Below are 16,440 nucleotides of genomic sequence, written 5' to 3'. Positions count from 1 at the left end.
GCAAGAGGTAGTGCTGCCACCCGCGAAACTCAGGGGCCGCCGGGGTGCGTCCGCTCGTAGCATCGGCATGTGGACAAGGACCTCGATGTGCGGCGCCCTGACCTCGATGGAGTCGAGCGCTTCGGCACCGTGCGGTGGTTCAAACAGGAGAAGGGCTACGGCCGCATCACGGCAGACGATGGCGAAGTTCTGTTCGTACACTTCTCGGACATCAAGGGCGCGGGCTACCGGGTTCTCGACGAGGGCCAACGAGTCAGGTTCGTATGGCGCGGCGGCGTCGCCGACCACGGCCGCCACCATGCTGAGGACGTGCACATCATCGACTGATGGCCGCGCGGCCACCATCCGGATCTGCCGCGATGGGTGCGTCATTTCGACTGGGGCAGGACGCGTCGGCACGCAATCTGCGGGACGCAGTCAGCTTCGGAGGTCAGGGGGTGGGCCGAGGCGCATCTTGTCGCCGACCACGTTCAGGAGCGCGATGACGTCAGCGCGTGCCAACCGTACGTGATCGGATGCTGCCCGCAGGGTCTTGCGATTGCGATGGATGCGGGCGATGAGCTTGTCCTTGGTCCGGCGCGTCACCGGGACTTCGGGGGCGTCGCCGAAGCTGTAGGTGATCTCGAGCTGCTGACGGTCCGCATCCGACCACCAGTCCAGGTGACTGTCCTGAATCACTAGCAGGCAGCCGTGCAACGCGTCCAAGTAGGCATCGGGCACTTCATTAGTCGGGCCACCACCGAGGACGACGATGGACGGTGAATCCGATGGCTCACCGGAGCGAACCACCTCGGTCGGGAGCGCCGGCTCACCGGCCGCAGATTCGCCGTCGTCGACCAGGACGAGCGGCGCCACGCCGTCGTTCGGGCCCAGCTGCAGCTGAGCCCCTCTTCGCCCGAGAATATCGATGTAGGGCACCAGCTCGACGGCGCCGTCGACCCAGCGCAGGGTCCGCGCCGTCCGCTTGAACCCGGCGAGTGTGCTGTACGCGACCGCCTCCGGGGACCGCGCAACCAGCGCCTCGGTCCTCCGGTCCCGGATCTCGATGACGACGCGTCCGTACCGTCGTCGGCGAGTTGGAAGTACGACCTGGCCTGTAGTGCTCGACTCGGGCTCGCCTTCCATGGAGACGACCAGGTGAAGCGCAGGTCGCGAGCCCGCACGTACTCGCGGGCCTCGGCCAGCACCTCGGGCGGCCAGCCCCGCCGTGGTGCGAGCTCGGTGAGGGCGGCGTCGATCACCTCGAACACCAGCCGACCGCGAGCCCCCGCGGGCAGGGCAGCAACAGCCGGCGGGACGGAGACACCGCAGAACTCCCATCCGTCGGGCCGGTCGACCCGGACCTCCGCACGGATCGTCGCGGCACCGTCGTCGGCCGGAAACGTGTGGAGGCGCAGCGTGCTCACCGGTCCAGTGAGATCCACTGACCGCAGGGCTTCGCTGTACAGCTCCTCCACCCGACGCGCCGACTTCAGCCACGCGTCGACCTCTGGCTCGTCATCCCAAGGCCGATCTCGATGCCCGGTCGCGGGCCAGAAGTTGATCGCCTGGAATCTCACCACCGTGGCAGCGTCACAGGTCTCAAGAACTTCCGCTGGTTCATCCGCGAAATCGCGGGTCTTCTGCCACACTCCGGGCGTGTTCCGGCATCGCGGTCGCCACCGGCAAGGCTTTGTGGCGTGGTTGCGCAACGACCTTCGCCGGGTGCCTCCGCTCCGCGTGACCTGGCGGACGGTGCGCAGGTACCCACACATCCTGCGGCGGACTCTGCTGCTGGGGGCCTTGGTCTGCGCGGCGTACTACGGAGTTCTGAATCTGCTCGGTCTCGAAGACACGTCGGCCGTGCTCGTCGGACTCCCCATCGCCGTCGTCGGCGCGTACAGCGGTCGGCAGATCGCGCGGTATCGGTTGGATAGGCAATCGGCTCCAGCCGCTGCAGCGGAGGTGTGACGGCGGGACGCCGTCCGGTCGCGGTGGTTTCGAGACAGGCGCTAGCGCGCCTTCCTCAACCACCGTCCTCTTCAGCCGCGCATCTTCTCCAGGCGTACGGCGAGGAGGGGGCGGCGGTGGGCATTGCCGGGGAGGTCGACGTAGCGGTCGCCGTACGCCGAGAGGAGGGCGTCGTCGAGGCGGCGTACGGCGCCGGGCGGGTAGCGGTAGTCCATGCGCGCGACGATCTCGCCCGCGTCGACGTCGGCGAGGACGTCGCCGAGGGCGGCGAGGGTGGTGAGGCCGAGCTCGGGGAGGAGGCCGGCGATCCAGGCGTAGTGGTCGGGGCGTGACCACTCGGCGTCGGCGTACTGCCCCGCGAGGTACGCCGCGAGCTCGCGGGGGCTGACGCCCTCGGCGGCGGCGTCGACCTCGCCGACGGCGGCGCCGCGCAGCCGCTCGCGGATCGTGGTGAACTCCTGGTCCGCGAGCTCGAGCAGCCCGGCCGCGAGGGTGAAGCGGCGGTCGAAGTCACGGGCGTGCTCGGTCGGGACGCTGCCCTTGTAGCGGATGTCGTGCTCGAACTCCGCCCACGCGTGCTGCAGCACCGTGCGCACCTGCACCTGCGCGACCTGCCCGTCCTCGCGCGCGACCTGGAGGTGCCGGCTGGCGTAGCCGAAGCGGCCCTCGCTCGCGGTCTCGTTGCCGAGGTCGCGGTCGTCGAGCACGTCGAACTGGGCGCCGAGCACGTCCGCGACCGCGCTCACGTCGGCGCGCACGTAGGTGATCACCCGGACGCCGACCTGGTCGCCGATCTCGCGCAGCGGGTCGGAGTACGCCGGCAGTCCGTCGACGGTGCGCGCCGCCTTGGCGGCGAACGAGTCGACGCTCTTGGCGCGGCCGGCGACCGACAGGTAGTTGATGCCCGCCTCGTCGAGCAGGCCGGTGACCTGCTCGACGTACTCCGCCGCGACGGCGACCAGCTGCGGCTGGCGCTCGGCGTACTCCGCCACCGCCTGCTGGATCGCGCCGTGGGTGTCGAGCAGCGTGGGCGTGACGATGTAGCCCTGCTCGAAGGAGCCGTACGTCGTCAGCCGCTTCGGCCAGCGGTCCGCCATCAGCGCGACGTAGGCGCAGACCACCGCGTCGACCTGGTCCTCGGCGCGGCCGAGCTCGCTCTTGCGGGTGGCCGCCTCGACCTGCGCACGCAGCGCCCGCCAGGTCGGGTCCGGCGGCACGATCCGCTCGAGGTGGTCCATCAGCCGCAGCAGCTCGGCGCGCAGCGAGTCGAGTGCGCGGCCGCGCTTGTCCTTGTACTTCAGCGTCTTGGCGAGGTTGAAGAGCACGATCGTCGCCGGGTGTGGGTAGACCTCGATCGCGCGCCGCTCGCGGCCCGAGCGTGGGTCCATGTCGAGCCGCAGCTGCCTGCAGATCCGGGCGCCGCGGGTCAGGCCGCCGGCGAACTCCGGCTTGCCGGTGTTGGACGGGTGCGCGCCGGCCTCGAACCGGTGGAAGTCACGGTTGAGCGCCTGCTCGGCCTCCCGCGACCCGGTGGGGTTGGTGACGATCAGCGGGGCGTCGATGCCGACGACGCAGGGGCCCTCGACGTACGGCGCGAGCGCGTCGCCGATCTCCTCGTCGGTGTGCACCGAGGAGAGGTGGACGAGGTGGCCGTCCGCGTCGAGCACGGCCAGGCCGGTGCGCTGCTTCTCACCCCAGGCGAGGTCGATGCCGACGTAGAACACGCGCCCAGACTGCCCTATCGGACCCGCGGTGCGAGCGTGGGCACGACGAACCGCTCGACCATCGCCCGCTCCTCGGCCTCGTCGCGCCCGGGCACGATCAGCAGCGACACGATGACGCGGACCAGCCACCGGGCGGTCTCCTCGTCGCCCGCGTCGGGGCGGAGCATCCCGATGACCGCGTCGGACTGGGCGATCTCCGCGGTCGTGCCGGCGTCGGCCGCGCCGAACCAGGCGAGCAACTCGGGCCGGGCGCGCACCTGCGCCAGCGCGTGGAGGATCGCCTCGACCGGGTCGCCGGCCGGCAGCAGCGCCCCGATCCGGCGCGCCTCCCGCTGCACGAACGCGACGTGCAGCCGGCGCCGGTCCGGGAAGTAGCGGTAGAGCGTCGCCCGCGAGCAGCCCGCGGCCCGCGCGATCTCGCCCATCCCGACGGCGTCGACGCCCCGCTCGGCGAAGAGCCCGGCCGCCGCGTCGAGGATCCGGTCGGTGGTCACGGCGTGAACGGCACGGTCGTGGGGCGGCGTACGTAGGGCCCGGGCGCCCACGCGACCCCGTCGAGGTCGACGGCGAAGTCGGGACAGCGGGCGAGCAGCTCCTCCAGCGCGACCCGGGCCTGCATCCGCGCGGCCGCGGCGCCGAGGCAGTGGTGGCTGCCCTGACTGAAGGTGAGCAGCTGGCCGGGGTTGCGGCGGACGTCGAGCTCGTCGGCGTCGGCGCCGTAGCGGCGCGGGTCGCGGTTGGCCGCGGCGTAGAGCAGCAGGACCTTGCGGCCCGCGGGGATGGTCGTGCCGTGCAGCTCGACGTCGGTCGTGGTGGTGCGCGCCAGGCCCTGCACCGGGCTGGTCAGCCGGAGCAGCTCCTCGACGGCCGGGCCGATCCGCGCCGGGTCGTCGAGCAGGATCCGGCGCTGGTCGCGGCGCTGGTCGAGCAGCTGCACCGCGCCGCCGAGCATGCCGGTCGTGGTGTCGTTGCCGCCGGTGACCATCGTGAAGACGTAGGCGAGGATCGAGAGGAGGCCGGCCTGGTCGTCGCCGACGCCCGCCGCGACCAGGTGGGAGACGGTGTCGTCGCCGGGCTCGACCCGCCGGCGCTCCACCAGCTCGGCGAAGTAGCCCATCAGCTCCGCCACCGCCTCCGCCGCGCCCGAGACGGCGCCCGCCGCGCCGGCCGAGCTCGCGCCGACGATGGCGTGGGTCCACTCGTCGAAGCGGTCGCGGTCGCCCTCGGGCACGCCGAGGTAGTGGGCCACCACCATCGTCGGCAGCGGCTTGAAGAGCTCGGCGACGATGTCGCCCTCCCCGACCGCGCGCACCCGCTCGATCCGCTCGACGACGAAGTCGCGCACCTGGGGCTCCACCGTGCGCACCTGCCGCGGGGTGAAGCCGCGCGCCACCAGCTTGCGGAAGGCCGTGTGGTCGGGAGGATCGAGCATCACCAGCGGCCGGTTGTCGGCGAGGCCGATCCGCTCCAGCTCGTCGTACTCGACGGTGAGGCCGCTCGCCGAGGAGTACGTCGCGGTGTCGATCGCGGCCGCGAGCACGTCGGCGTGCCGGGACAGCACGTAGTAGTCACGGCCGCCGGGGCGGTCGACGTGGTGGACCGGGTCGTGGTCGCGCAGGTCGGCGTACATCGACCACGGGCGGGCCCAGGTCTCGGGCGTGGCCGGCTGGTACATGCCGACCAGAGTGAGACAAATCAGAAGATTTGTCCAATTTCTCGGGTCAGCGCTCGACGCGCTCCAGGGCCACCCGGGCGGTGCGCGCGGCGTGCAGCACCCGGCGGGTCCGGCGGCTGCGGGCCGCTCGGTCGACCGACTCGGCGCGCAGCGCGTGGTCGAGGGCGATCGCGGGGTTGACGCTGAGGGGGTTCATGACTGCCTTCTCGTGAGTGGGGGGATCCGGTGGTCAGTCACGCTCCCCGATGAGGTGCTGTCCAGACATCGGGAGGAGTCCCGATATCGCGGCCAGATACGTCGCTCACGACGAGAACTGAGGTGCCTCAGCGTCTCTGCTTCGGATCCGGTCGCTCAGGGGGTACGCCCCAGTAAGCTCCCCGGTTGCCTCCGGATCCGAACTTTCTGCCCTCGCGCGGTCGGCTCGGTCGCGTCGTACCTGACCGGAGTGCTCCGATCCGGGCCGGAACGCGACACTCACGTCAGGTGGGTCGAGCCGTGGGCACTCGTCAGGCGGTGCCGGCGTACGCCGCCGCGATGGCCGCGCCGAGGCGGGCGTTGTGGCGCACCAGCGCGATGTTGGCGGTCAGGGAGGCGCCCGCGGTGATCTCGACGATCCGGCCGAGGAGGTACGGCGTGGCGTCCTTGCCGTGGATGCCGAGCTCGTCCATGTCGGCCAGCGCCCGGTCGATGATCACGCCGATCTCGTCGGCCGGGATCTCGTCCTCGGCGGGGATCGGGTTGGCGATCACGATGCCGCCGGCCAGGCCGAGGTCCCACTTCGCGCGCATCACGTCGGCCACCTCGCCCGGGCCGTCGACGCGCATCGGGGCGTCGAAACCGCTGGAACGGGAGTAGAACGACGGGAACTCGTCGGCCCCGTTGACCAGCACCGGCACGCCGAGGGTCTCGAGCGTCTCGAGGGTGAGACCGATGTCGAGGATCGACTTCACGCCGGCGGAGACGACCGCGACCGAGGTCTGGCCGAGCTCGGTCAGGTCGGCGCTGACGTCGAAGGTCTGCTGGGCGCCCCGGTGGACACCGCCGAGGCCGCCGGTCACGAAGACCCGGATGCCGGCCATCGCGGCCACCCGCATCGTCGCGGCGACGGTCGTCGCCCCGTGGGCGCGCCGCGCGACGACGTACGGCAGGTCGCGGACGCTGACCTTGGCGACGTCGTCGTCGCTGGCCAGCACCTCGAGCTGCTCGGGCGAGAGACCGACGCAGATGCGGCCGTCGAGGATCGCGATCGTGGCCGGGGTCGCGCCGTGGTCGCGGACGATGCCCTCGACCTCGGTGGCCATCTCGACGTTCTGGGGATAGGGCATGCCGTGGCTGATGATCGTGCTCTCGAGCGCGACGACCGGCCGGCCGGCGGCGAGAGCGTCGGCGACCTCGGGGGACATCTGCAGGGCGGGGTGCGGAGTTGCGTTCATGCGGTGGTGCTCCTGACGAGTCGATCGGTGAGGTCGGGGCGGACGGTGTGGGGGCTGGCGATGGTGAGCGCGGCCGCGGCGTGGCCGTACGCCGCCGCCGCGGCCGGCTCGGCACCGTCGAGCAGGGCGTGACAGAAGGCCGCGAGCATCGCGTCGCCGGCCCCGGTGACGTCGACGACCTCGGTCGGCACGGCGTCGAGGGTGACCAGCCCGGCGGGGCCGCTGAGCAGCGAGCCGCCGGAGCCGAGCCGCACCCAGACCAGCTCGACCCCGCGGTCGTGCAGCGCGCGAGCGGCCTTCTCGACCTGGAGGTCGGTGCGGGTCGGCAGCCCGGTGAGCGCGGCCAGCTCGTCGCGGTTGGGGGTGACCGCGAAGATCGGCCGGTCGGCGTCGAGCAGCGGTGCGAGCAGGGCGGCCTTCGGGACGCTCACCGGCTCGAGGACCACGCGGCCGGCGGCCCGGGTGGCGAGGTCGAGCGCGAAGTCGAGGGTCGCCGTGGCCAGGTTGCCGTCGAGCACGACCAGCGACGCCGCCGCGACCAGGTCGCGCGCGGCGTTGACGTGGTCGGGGTCGAGCTCGTCGGTCGCCGCCATGTCGGAGACCGCGACGACGAGCTCGCCGTTGGCGTCGAGGACGGCGGTGTAGGTGCCGGTCGCGCGGGCGGAGCGGCGTACGTGCTCCACGTGGACGCCGGCGGCCGAGGTCGCGGCGAGCACCTGGTCGCCGAGCCCGTCGGCGCCGATGGCGGCGACCAGGTGGGTGCGGGTGCCGAGCCGGGCGAGGTTCTCGGCGATGTTGCGACCGACCCCGCCGGCCGACATCGCGGACGTGCCGGGGTTGCTGGTGCCGGACACCACGGCGCGGCGGCTGCGCGCCTTCACGTCCATGTTGACGCCACCGACGACGACCACCGACTGCTGCTCGCTGAGCACGTAGCCGCGGCCGAGGATGACGCCCTTCTTGCCGAGGTTGGACAGGTGGACGTTCACGGCGGCGCGGGTGGTGCCGAGCTCCTGGGCGATCGCCTCGGAGCCGATCAGCGGGTCACGGCGCAGCAGCGCGACGATCTCGCGCTCCCGGTCGGTCAGGCTCATGCTTGTCAGCATAAGTCTGCTTCAGTTCAATAAGCAACAGGTTCGCGAGGACGCGCGCTCGCCACCACCAGGGTCGCGATCGCGGTGGTGAGGGGGACGGCGAGCACCAGGCCGATGCTGCTGGCGAGCGTGCGCACCAGCTCCTGGGTGATGTCCTCGGTGGTGAGCAGGTCCTCGACCGGCAGGCCGTACAGCTGCAGCACGAGCAGCACGGCGAGCGCCGTACCGGCGTAGGCGAACACGATCGTGTAGATCGTGGACGCGATGTGGTCGCGGCCGATCCGCATCCCGCTGGCGAACACCTCCGCGCGGCCCATCCCCGGCGCCGCCGCGCGGATCTCCCACACGGCCGAGGACTGGGTGATCGTGACGTCGTTGAGGACGCCGAGCCCGGCGATCAGCACGGCGCACGCGAAGAGGCTCTGGAAGTCGAGGTCGCCGACGAGGGCCGACAGGATCCCGGCCTGCTCGTCGGCGACTCCGGTCGCGCGGGTGGCCGAGGTCGCGACCACGCCGATGCCCGCGGTGAGCGCGACGCCGACGAGGGTGCCGGCGAGCGCGGTGCTGGTGCGCAGGGAGAAGCCGTGCGTCGTGTAGAGCACGACGAAGAGGATCAGCGCCGCGCCCGTGAGCCCGATCGCGACGCCGGGTCCACCGGTGAGCAGCGCGGGCAGCACGAACCGCCAGATGACCAGGCCGCTGAAGACCAGGCCGAACAGCGCGAACAGCCCGCGCCAGCGCGCCACCACGAGCACCAGCCCGACGAAGACCAGCGTCAGCACCAGCAGCGGGCCGGAGCGCACCGTGCCGAAGTAGGAGTACGCCGCGTCGCCGCCGTCCGCGGCGGGGGACCGCTGGACCTTGACCCGGTCGCCGGCGGTCAGGCCGGACTCCATGACCTGCGGCGAGACGTCCAGGGTCGCCCGGTCGCCCTCGCCCGCGCCCTCGTCGATCGTCACCCGGATCCGGCCGCAGTCGCCCCCGCGACCGATCTCCTCCGCGGTGCAGGGGCTGCCGACGGAGTCGACGGTCGCCGTCGGGAAGGTCACCCCCGGCACCGCGAACGGAGCGCCCTCCTTGATCCGGTCGACCTCGCCGCCGTCGGGCCACAGCGCGATCAGGCCCACCACGGTGGCGATCCCCGCGAGTCCGAGCGACACCAGGAGCACCAGGCGCGGGGTGCGCGGGACCTCGAGGCCGTCATCGGCACCGCCCCGGCCCGCGCGATGCGACCCGTGCGAGTGTCCAGCGCCCATGGAGGCATCCTCCCCGATCGACGGTGCGCCCGCGCACGGCCGGTCGCCCGGTCCACGATCTGGCATCCTCGTCGGGTGAGCCTCGCGAGCCGGGCACTGTCGACGCGGTGGCTGGTCCGCACGCCGATCCCGCTCTTCCGGCACGGCTGGGGCCGGCTGTTCGGCGGGCGGCTGCTCCTGCTCGAGCACGTCGGCCGCTCGTCCGGGCAGGCCCGGTACGTCGTACTCGAGGTGGTCGCCCGCGAGGCCCCCACGGCGGTGATCGTGGCGTCGGGGTTCGGGCCGCGCGCGCAGTGGTTCCGCAACGTGGTCGCGACGCCCGCGTGCCACGTCACCCTCGGCCGGACCCGGCACCCGGCCACGGCCGCGGTGCTCGACCGCGGCGAGCGGGACCGGGTGCTCGCCGACTACGCGCGCCGGCACCCGCGCGCCTGGCGGCGGCTCTCGGCCACCATGGCCGAGCTCTCCGGCACCGACATCCCCCTGGTGCGGCTGACCCTGCGCGACGCCACCTGACGGAATCCGCTGGCCGCCCGGCCCGGCCGGCACCAGAATGTTCGCGTGCCCACCACCAGCCAGTGGCTCGCCTTCGTGATCGCGAGCGCGCTCTTCATCCAGGTGCCGGGCCCGAGCCTGCTCTTCACGATCGGCCGGGCGCTGACCGTCGGCCGCCGCGACGCCCTCCTCTCGGTGGTCGGCAACGCGCTGGGCGTGACCACCCAGGTGTTCCTGGTCGCCGTCGGGCTCGGCGCGGTCGTCGCCGCCAGCGCCCAGGCCTACGTGGTGCTGAAGGTCGCGGGCGCGGCGTACGTCGTCTGGCTCGGCATCCAGGCGATCCGGCACCGCGCCGACGCGCGGGCTGCGCTCGGTGCGGTCGACCAGTTGGCCGTCGCGCGGGCCTCCGCGCGGCGCTCGCTGCGGATCGGCTTCACGGTCGGGCTGACGAACCCGAAGACGATCGTGTTCTTCGTGGCCTTCCTGCCGCAGTTCGTCAACGAGCCCGCCGGCCACACCGGGATGCAGATCGCGCTGCTCGGCGCCGTCTTCGGCGCGATGGCGGTGTGCTCCGACAGTGCCTGGGCGCTGGCCGCGAGCAAGGCGCGCGACTGGTTCGCGCGGCGTCCCCAGCGGCTCGACCGGCTCGGCGTGGCCGGCGGGGTGATGATGATCGGGCTGGGCGCGACGATGGCGGCGTCCGAGTAGCGCCGATTGCGGGTTTCGGCTGTCAGCAGCCAGAACCCGTGCGACACGCCCATGCGACACGGCGCGCCGTGCGGGTTTCGGCTGTCAGCAGCCAAAACCGCAGGCCGACCCCCTACAGCTGCCGGCCCTGGTCGTAGGCCAGCAGCGCCACCCCGAGGGAGAGCCGGGAGGCGGGGTCGTCGAGAGGGTGGCCGACCAGCTCCTCGAGTCGGCGCAGGGCCGGGTAGAGCGAGGTGCGGTTGCGGTGGGCGACGCGGGCCAGCTCGGCCTTGTTGCCGCCGACCGCGAGGAACTGGCGCAGCAGGTCGACCAGCCCGCCGCCGTGCCGGGCCTCGTGCTCGAGCAGCGTGCCCAGCTCGGCCTCGGCGAACTCCTGGAGCCGGGCGTCCTCGCGCAGCGACATCAGCAGGCCCGACAGCCGGATGTCGGCCTGCCGGGCGCAGCCGTCAACGGCGGGCAGCCTGGCGGCGACGTCGGCGACCACGCGGGCCGAGCGCAGCGAGGCGGCGGCGGCCAGCACCCGGTCGACGCCCTGGCCGGCCGCGAGCACCGCGTCGGGCTCGAGCACGCGCAGCTCGCGAGCCAGCCGGTCGAGCACGTCCTCCTCGGTGAGCAGCACGCCGACGTGCCCGCCGTCGAGCACGCCCACCAGCCCGGTCGCGCCGGCCGCGGTGAGCGCCTGGTGCACCTGCTCGCTCAGCCGCACCATCCGCCGCTGGGCGGCACCGACGTCGGTGGGCAGCTCCTCGCGCGGCCGCGCCACGGCGCCGACGTACCCCGACCCGCCGGCCCGGTCCGGCACCCCGAGCGCGCGCAGCCGCGCGGCGGCCGCGGCCTCCGAGCCGAGCCGCTCGTCGAGCAGGTCGAGCAGGAAGCCACCGTGCACGCGCAGCTGGATCGCGGTGTCGTCGCGCTCGATCATCCGGCCCAGCTCGAGTGCCTGCGCGGCCCGCTCCAGCACCAGCCGGGCGCGACCGTCGTCGCGGGTCGCGCGCGGCCCGGGCAGTACCAGCCGACCCCAGGCCCCGCCCTGGATCCCGACCGGGGTCGTCAGCCAGCGCTCGGGGCCGCCGGACCCCGTCACCCGCAGGTACGGCGTGAGCCGGGAGCGCCGCTCCCAGTCGGTGAGCAGCCGGTCGACCGGCTCGGCGCGGGCGGCCGCGACCAGCACCCGCCGCGACAGGTCCTCGAGCACCACCGACCCGCCGGCCAGGTCCGCCGCCGCCTCCACGAGCCCGGCCATCGGCGCCCTCGCCAGGCCGAGCTCGGTGAAGGTCTGGTGCACGTCGAAGGCGCTGCGCAGCTCGTCGAACTGCTCGGCGACGATCGCGCGGTGCACGCTCTCGGTCACCTCGACGAAGCGCACCTTGCGGTTCAGCACGACCACCGGCAGCGCGGCGGCGCGGGCCCGGCGCAGCGCGAGGTCGGGCACCGACGGGTAGGCGGGGCCCAGCTCGATCACCAGCCCCGCCGCACCGACGGCCACGAGCTGGTCGACGAAGTCCGCCGCGGCCGCGGCCGAGGCGGCCATGCCGAGGCCCGTGGTCAGCACCAGCTCGTCGCCGACCAGCACCGCGGCGACGTCGCGGACCTCGGAGACGTGCACCCAGCGCAGCCGGCGGTCCAGGGACGCCTCGCCGCTGAGCACGACCGGATCGCCGGCGGCGAGCGCGTCGAGGGCGAGCGCGTCGCGAACGGTGACCGGCATGCGACGTACTGTCGCATGGATCGACGATCTCGCGACAGTACGACCCTGGTCCGCGGCGGCGACGGGGCCCACGATGAGCGGCATGACGACGCTCATCCCGCACTGGATCGACGGCAAGGCACACCCCGGCAGCGACGAGAGCCGCACCGGCGATGTCACGAACCCCGCCACCGGCCGCGTGACCGGCCGGGTCGCGTTCGCCGGACCGGAGGAGATCGAGGCGGCGGTCGCCTCGGCCCGGAAGGCCGGCCTCGACTGGGCGCAGCGATCGGTGAGCGCCCGGACCCAGGTGGTCTTCCGGTTCCGCGAGCTGCTGAACTCCCGCAAGGAGGAGCTGGCCGCGATCATCACCGCCGAGCACGGCAAGGTGCGCTCCGACGCGCTGGGCGAGGTGTCGCGGGGCCAGGAGGTCGTCGAGTTCGCGTGCGGGATCCCGCACCTGCTCAAGGGCGGCAACTCCCCGCAGGTCTCCACCGGCGTGGACGTGAAGAGCATCCGCCAGCCGCTCGGCGTGGTCGGCATCATCAGCCCGTTCAACTTCCCCGCGATGGTCCCGATGTGGTTCTTTCCGATCGCGATCGCGGCCGGCAACGCCGTCGTCCTCAAGCCCAGCGAGAAGGACCCCTCGGCCTCGATCTGGATGGCCGAGCTGTGGCGGGAGGCCGGCCTGCCGGACGGCGTCTTCACCGTGCTCCAGGGCGACAAGGTCGCCGTCGACGGCCTGCTCGACCACCCCGACGTCGCGGCGATCAGCTTCGTGGGGTCCACGCCGATCGCGGAGTACGTCTACGAGCGCGCCAGCCGGACCGGCAAGCGGGTGCAGGCCCTCGGCGGCGCGAAGAACCACATGGTCGTGCTGCCCGACGCCGACCTCGACCTGGCCGCCGACGCCGCGGTCAGCGCCGGCTACGGCTCGGCCGGTGAGCGGTGCATGGCGATCAGCGTCGTCGTCGCGGTCGGCGACATCGGCGATCGGCTGGTGGAGAAGATCGCCGAGCGCACCGGCACCCTCGAGATCGGCGACGGCGCCCAGGCCCAGCCCGATTTCGAGGCGGACATGGGCCCGCTCGTGACCCGCACCCATCGCGACAAGGTCGCGTCGTACGTCGAGGGCGGCGAGGCCGAGGGCGCGACCCTGGTCGTCGACGGGCGCGCAGTCGACGCGAAGGGCGAGGCGGACGGTTTCTGGCTCGGCCCCACCCTCTTCGACCACGTCACCCCGTCGATGAGCGTCTACACCGACGAGATCTTCGGCCCGGTGCTCTCGGTGGTCCGCGCGGACACCTACCAGGAGGCGCTGGACCTGGTGAACGCCAACCGGTACGGCAACGGCACCGCGATCTTCACCGGCAACGGCGGCGCGGCGCGCGCGTTCGAGCACGACGTGCAGGTCGGCATGGTCGGCGTCAACGTGCCGATCCCGGTGCCGATGGCCTACTACTCCTTCGGTGGCTGGAAGGCCTCGCTCTTCGGCGACACCCACGCCCACGGCACCGAGGGCGTGCACTTCTTCACCCGTGGCAAGGTCGTCACCACCCGCTGGCCCGACCCGGGCACCGCGGGCGGGCTGGAGCTGGCGTTCCCGAAGAACCACTGAAGCTCCCCCCACGACGAGAGAAGAGGACCATGAGCACCGCCTACGACCTGGACCGCAAGCACGTCTTCCACTCCTGGTCCGCGCAGGCCGAGATCACCCCGATGGTGATCACCGCTGCGCGCGGGTCCTACGTGTGGGACGACGAGGACCGTCGCTACCTGGACTTCTCCAGCCAACTGGTCTTCACCAACATCGGCCACCAGCACCCGCGCGTCGTGGCGGCGATCAAGGAGCAGGCCGACCGGCTGTGCACGATCGCGCCGCAGCACGCCAACGAGCAGCGCGCCCAGGCGGCCGAGCTGATCGCCGGACTGGCGCCCGACGGCTTCGAGAAGGTGTTCTTCACCAACGGCGGCGCCGACGCCAACGAGCACGCGATCCGGATGGCTCGGCTGCACACCGGGCGGTTCAAGGTGCTGTCGACGTACCGCTCCTACCACGGCGGCACCCAGACCGCGATCAACGTGACCGGCGACCCGCGCCGCTGGGCCAACGACACCGCGACCGACGGGGTCGTGCACTTCTTCGGCCCGTTCCGCTACCGCTCGGAGTTCCACGCGAGCACCGAGCAGGAGGAGTGCGACCGCGCACTCGCGCACCTGCGCCGCACGATCGAGGCCGAGGGACCCGACACGATCGCCACGATCATCCTGGAGACCATCCCGGGCACCGCGGGGATCTTCGCGCCGCCGCCGGGCTACCTCGCCGGCGTCCGCGAGCTGTGCGACCGGCACGGCATCGTGATGATCCTCGACGAGGTGATGGCCGGCTTCGGCCGCGCCGGCAGCTGGCTGGCGCTGGACCGGTACGACGTCGTCCCGGACCTGATCACCTTCGCCAAGGGCGTGAACTCCGGCTACGTCCCGCTCGGCGGCGTGATCATCAGCGACCCGATCGCGGCGACCTTCGACCACCGGCCCTACCCCGGCGGCCTCACCTACTCGGGGCACCCGCTCGCCTGCGCGGCCGCCGTCGCGACCATCCAGACGATGCGCGACGAGGGCATCGTCGAGAACGCCGACCGGCTCGGCCGCGAGATCCTCGGCCCCGGCCTGGCGGCGATCGCCGAACGGCACGCGTGCGTGGGCGACGTGCGCGGCGTCGGCGCCTTCTGGGCGCTCGACCTGGTGACCGACCGCGCGACCAAGGCGATGCTGCCGCCGGCCGCGCTCAACGAGGTGGTGGCGGCGTGCAAGTCAGCGGGCCTGCTGCCCTTCGCCAACACCAACCGGATCCACGTGGTGCCGCCGTGCACGATGAGCGACGACGAGGCCCGCGAGGGGCTCGCGATCCTCGACGAGGCGCTCAAGGCCGGCGACCAGCATGTCGGGGCCTAGCCCGACCGCCTACGAGCGGAACGCACCCGCGAGCGCTGCCGTCGACGCAGCGCTCGCGGGCTCGCGACAGGCGGTCTTCTGGCTCGAGGACGCGCCGGGTACGACGTACGCACCCCTGAGCGGGGCGACCGACGCCGACCTCGCGGTGATCGGCGGTGGCTACTGCGGACTCTGGACCGCCGTGCTCGCCAAGCGCCGCAATCCCGGCGCCCGGGTGGTCGTGCTCGAGGCCGCGACCGTGGGCTGGGCCGCGTCGGGCCGCAACGGCGGCTTCTGCGAGGCGAGCCTCACCCACGGCGAGGAGAACGGCCGCGGCCGCTGGCCCGACGAGTACGACGAGATCGAGCGGCTCGGCCGGGAGAACCTCGACGCCCTCGAGGCCGACGTCTGCGAGCTCGGCATCGACTGCCAGCTCGAGCGCACCGGGTCGCTCACGGTCGCGGTGGAGCCGCACCAGCTCGCATGGCTGCGCGACGAGCCGGGCTTCCTGGACGCCGACGCGGTCCGAGCCGAGATCGACAGCCCGCTCTTCCTCGGCGGTGACTGGGAGCGCGACACCTGCGCGCTGGTGCACCCTGCGCGCCTGGCTCGCGAGCTGGCGCGAGTGGCGAGCGACCTGGGCGTGGAGATCCACGAGCGGACCCGGGTGACCGGACTCGACACGCCGACTCGCGGACCCGTCGTCGTGCACACCACCGGCGGCACGGTCACCGCCGACCGGGTCGCGCTCGCGACCAACGTGTTCCCGTCGCTGCTGCGCCGCACCCGGCTGATGACGGTGCCGGTCTACGACTACGTGCTGATGACCGAGCCGCTGTCGGACTCGCAGCTGGCGTCGATCGGCTGGGCCAACCGGCAGGGGCTGGGCGACCTGGCGAACCAGTTCCACTACGCCCGGCTCACCGCCGACAACCGGATCCTGTGGGGCGGGTACGACGCGGTCTACCACGCCGGTCGTCGGGTGCGCGCGGCGTACGAGGAGCGGCCGGAGACGTTCCGGCGCCTGGCCGCGCACTTCCTCGCGGCCTTCCCGCAGTTGGAGGGCGTGGCGTTCACGCACCGCTGGGCGGGGGCGATCGACACCTCGACCCAGTTCGTGGCGTTCCACGGACTGGCTGCGGGGGGCCGGATCGCCTACGCCGCCGGCTTCACCGGCCTGGGCGTGGGCGCCACCCGGTTCGCCGCCGAGGTGATGCTGGACCGGCTCTCCGGGCTGTCCACGCCGCGGACCCGGTTGGCGATGGTGCGCCGCAAGCCGCTGCCGTTCCCGCCCGAGCCGCTCGCGGCGATCGGCATCAACGCCACCCGCTGGTCGCTGGACCGCGCCGACCACCGCGAGGGCCGGCGCAACCTGTGGCTGCGCTCGCTCGACGCGATGGGACTGGGGTTCGACTCATGAGTGACCGCGTGCTCTCGACCGACGCCGCCGGGACGTCATACGGACAGTGTGTCCCCTTCCTCCG

Annotated in this window: 15 protein-coding genes; 6 read left to right on the top strand and 9 right to left on the bottom strand. The window is 72.8% G+C overall.

The annotated features are described in order from the left end of the window. Positions 1 to 69 precede the first annotated feature (69 nt). The gene (locus tag FHU40_RS25805) at positions 70 to 327 is read left to right on the top strand and encodes a cold shock domain-containing protein (RefSeq protein ID WP_343058021.1); all 258 of its coding nucleotides are present in this window, start codon (positions 70 to 72) and stop codon (positions 325 to 327) included. Between the two features lie 90 nt (positions 328 to 417). Here the strand turns inward: FHU40_RS25805 and FHU40_RS25800 are convergent, their stop codons facing one another. From FHU40_RS25800 to FHU40_RS25765, 8 genes are all read right to left on the bottom strand, one after another. Continuing rightward, positions 418 to 1,125 (bottom strand): hypothetical protein, encoded by a 708-nt coding sequence (locus tag FHU40_RS25800; protein ID WP_183595386.1) that lies wholly within the window; start codon positions 1,123 to 1,125, stop codon positions 418 to 420. Positions 1,126 to 2,021: 896 nt separating this feature from the next. Further along, entirely contained in the window at positions 2,022 to 3,674 is a 1,653-nt protein-coding gene (locus FHU40_RS29800) for a DUF429 domain-containing protein (RefSeq protein WP_183595385.1), read from the bottom strand. A gap of 14 nt (positions 3,675 to 3,688) precedes the next feature. Beyond that, positions 3,689 to 4,168, bottom strand: coding sequence for a TetR family transcriptional regulator (locus FHU40_RS28675; protein ID WP_183595384.1), 480 nt, complete (start codon positions 4,166 to 4,168; stop codon positions 3,689 to 3,691). Further along, positions 4,165 to 5,349: a cytochrome P450 gene (locus tag FHU40_RS25785; RefSeq protein ID WP_183595383.1), complete on the bottom strand. Its 1,185-nt coding sequence runs from the start codon at positions 5,347 to 5,349 to the stop codon at positions 4,165 to 4,167. The genes FHU40_RS28675 and FHU40_RS25785 overlap by 4 nt, the downstream gene beginning before the upstream one ends. A 46-nt stretch (positions 5,350 to 5,395) precedes the next feature. Next, complete coding sequence (locus tag FHU40_RS25780) at positions 5,396 to 5,545, bottom strand: hypothetical protein (protein ID WP_183595382.1); 150 nt, start codon at positions 5,543 to 5,545, stop codon at positions 5,396 to 5,398. A 310-nt stretch (positions 5,546 to 5,855) separates the two neighbouring features. Further along, complete coding sequence (locus FHU40_RS25775) at positions 5,856 to 6,782, bottom strand: pseudouridine-5'-phosphate glycosidase (protein WP_183595381.1); 927 nt, start codon at positions 6,780 to 6,782, stop codon at positions 5,856 to 5,858. Next, entirely contained in the window at positions 6,779 to 7,876 is a 1,098-nt protein-coding gene (locus FHU40_RS25770; protein WP_183595380.1) for a carbohydrate kinase, read from the bottom strand. Before FHU40_RS25770 ends, FHU40_RS25775 begins: the two co-directional genes overlap by 4 nt. A 26-nt stretch (positions 7,877 to 7,902) precedes the next feature. After that, positions 7,903 to 9,132 (bottom strand): YibE/F family protein, encoded by a 1,230-nt coding sequence (locus tag FHU40_RS25765; RefSeq protein ID WP_183595379.1) that lies wholly within the window; start codon positions 9,130 to 9,132, stop codon positions 7,903 to 7,905. A 75-nt stretch (positions 9,133 to 9,207) separates the two neighbouring features. Here FHU40_RS25765 and FHU40_RS25760 point away from each other — a divergent pair, with 75 nt between their 5' ends. After that, a complete protein-coding gene (locus FHU40_RS25760; protein WP_215525723.1) occupies positions 9,208 to 9,648 on the top strand; it encodes a nitroreductase family deazaflavin-dependent oxidoreductase in 441 nt (146 codons plus the stop codon). Positions 9,649 to 9,693: 45 nt separating this feature from the next. Beyond that, a complete protein-coding gene (locus tag FHU40_RS25755; RefSeq protein ID WP_183595377.1) occupies positions 9,694 to 10,335 on the top strand; it encodes a LysE family translocator in 642 nt (213 codons plus the stop codon). A gap of 112 nt (positions 10,336 to 10,447) precedes the next feature. On the opposite strand, the gene FHU40_RS25750 is transcribed toward FHU40_RS25755, so the two are convergent. Continuing rightward, complete coding sequence (locus tag FHU40_RS25750) at positions 10,448 to 12,043, bottom strand: PucR family transcriptional regulator (RefSeq protein WP_183595376.1); 1,596 nt, start codon at positions 12,041 to 12,043, stop codon at positions 10,448 to 10,450. Positions 12,044 to 12,125: 82 nt separating this feature from the next. On the opposite strand from FHU40_RS25750, the gene FHU40_RS25745 reads away from it, so the two are divergent. The 3 genes from FHU40_RS25745 to FHU40_RS25735 are packed head-to-tail and all read left to right on the top strand — an operon-like array spanning position 12,126 to position 16,376. Beyond that, positions 12,126 to 13,640, top strand: coding sequence for a CoA-acylating methylmalonate-semialdehyde dehydrogenase (locus FHU40_RS25745; protein ID WP_183595375.1), 1,515 nt, complete (start codon positions 12,126 to 12,128; stop codon positions 13,638 to 13,640). Between the two features lie 29 nt (positions 13,641 to 13,669). Continuing rightward, a complete protein-coding gene (locus tag FHU40_RS25740) occupies positions 13,670 to 14,977 on the top strand; it encodes an aspartate aminotransferase family protein (protein WP_183595374.1) in 1,308 nt (435 codons plus the stop codon). Further along, complete coding sequence (locus FHU40_RS25735; RefSeq protein ID WP_183595373.1) at positions 14,964 to 16,376, top strand: NAD(P)/FAD-dependent oxidoreductase; 1,413 nt, start codon at positions 14,964 to 14,966, stop codon at positions 16,374 to 16,376. The genes FHU40_RS25740 and FHU40_RS25735 overlap by 14 nt, the downstream gene beginning before the upstream one ends. The last annotated feature ends 64 nt before the right edge of the window (positions 16,377 to 16,440 follow it).

The sequence above is a fragment of the Nocardioides soli genome, assembly GCF_014191495.1.
Classification (GTDB): domain Bacteria; phylum Actinomycetota; class Actinomycetes; order Propionibacteriales; family Nocardioidaceae; genus Nocardioides; species Nocardioides soli.
Note: the sequence above shows the minus strand (reverse complement) of the source record. Positions and strands in the feature narration are given on the sequence as shown.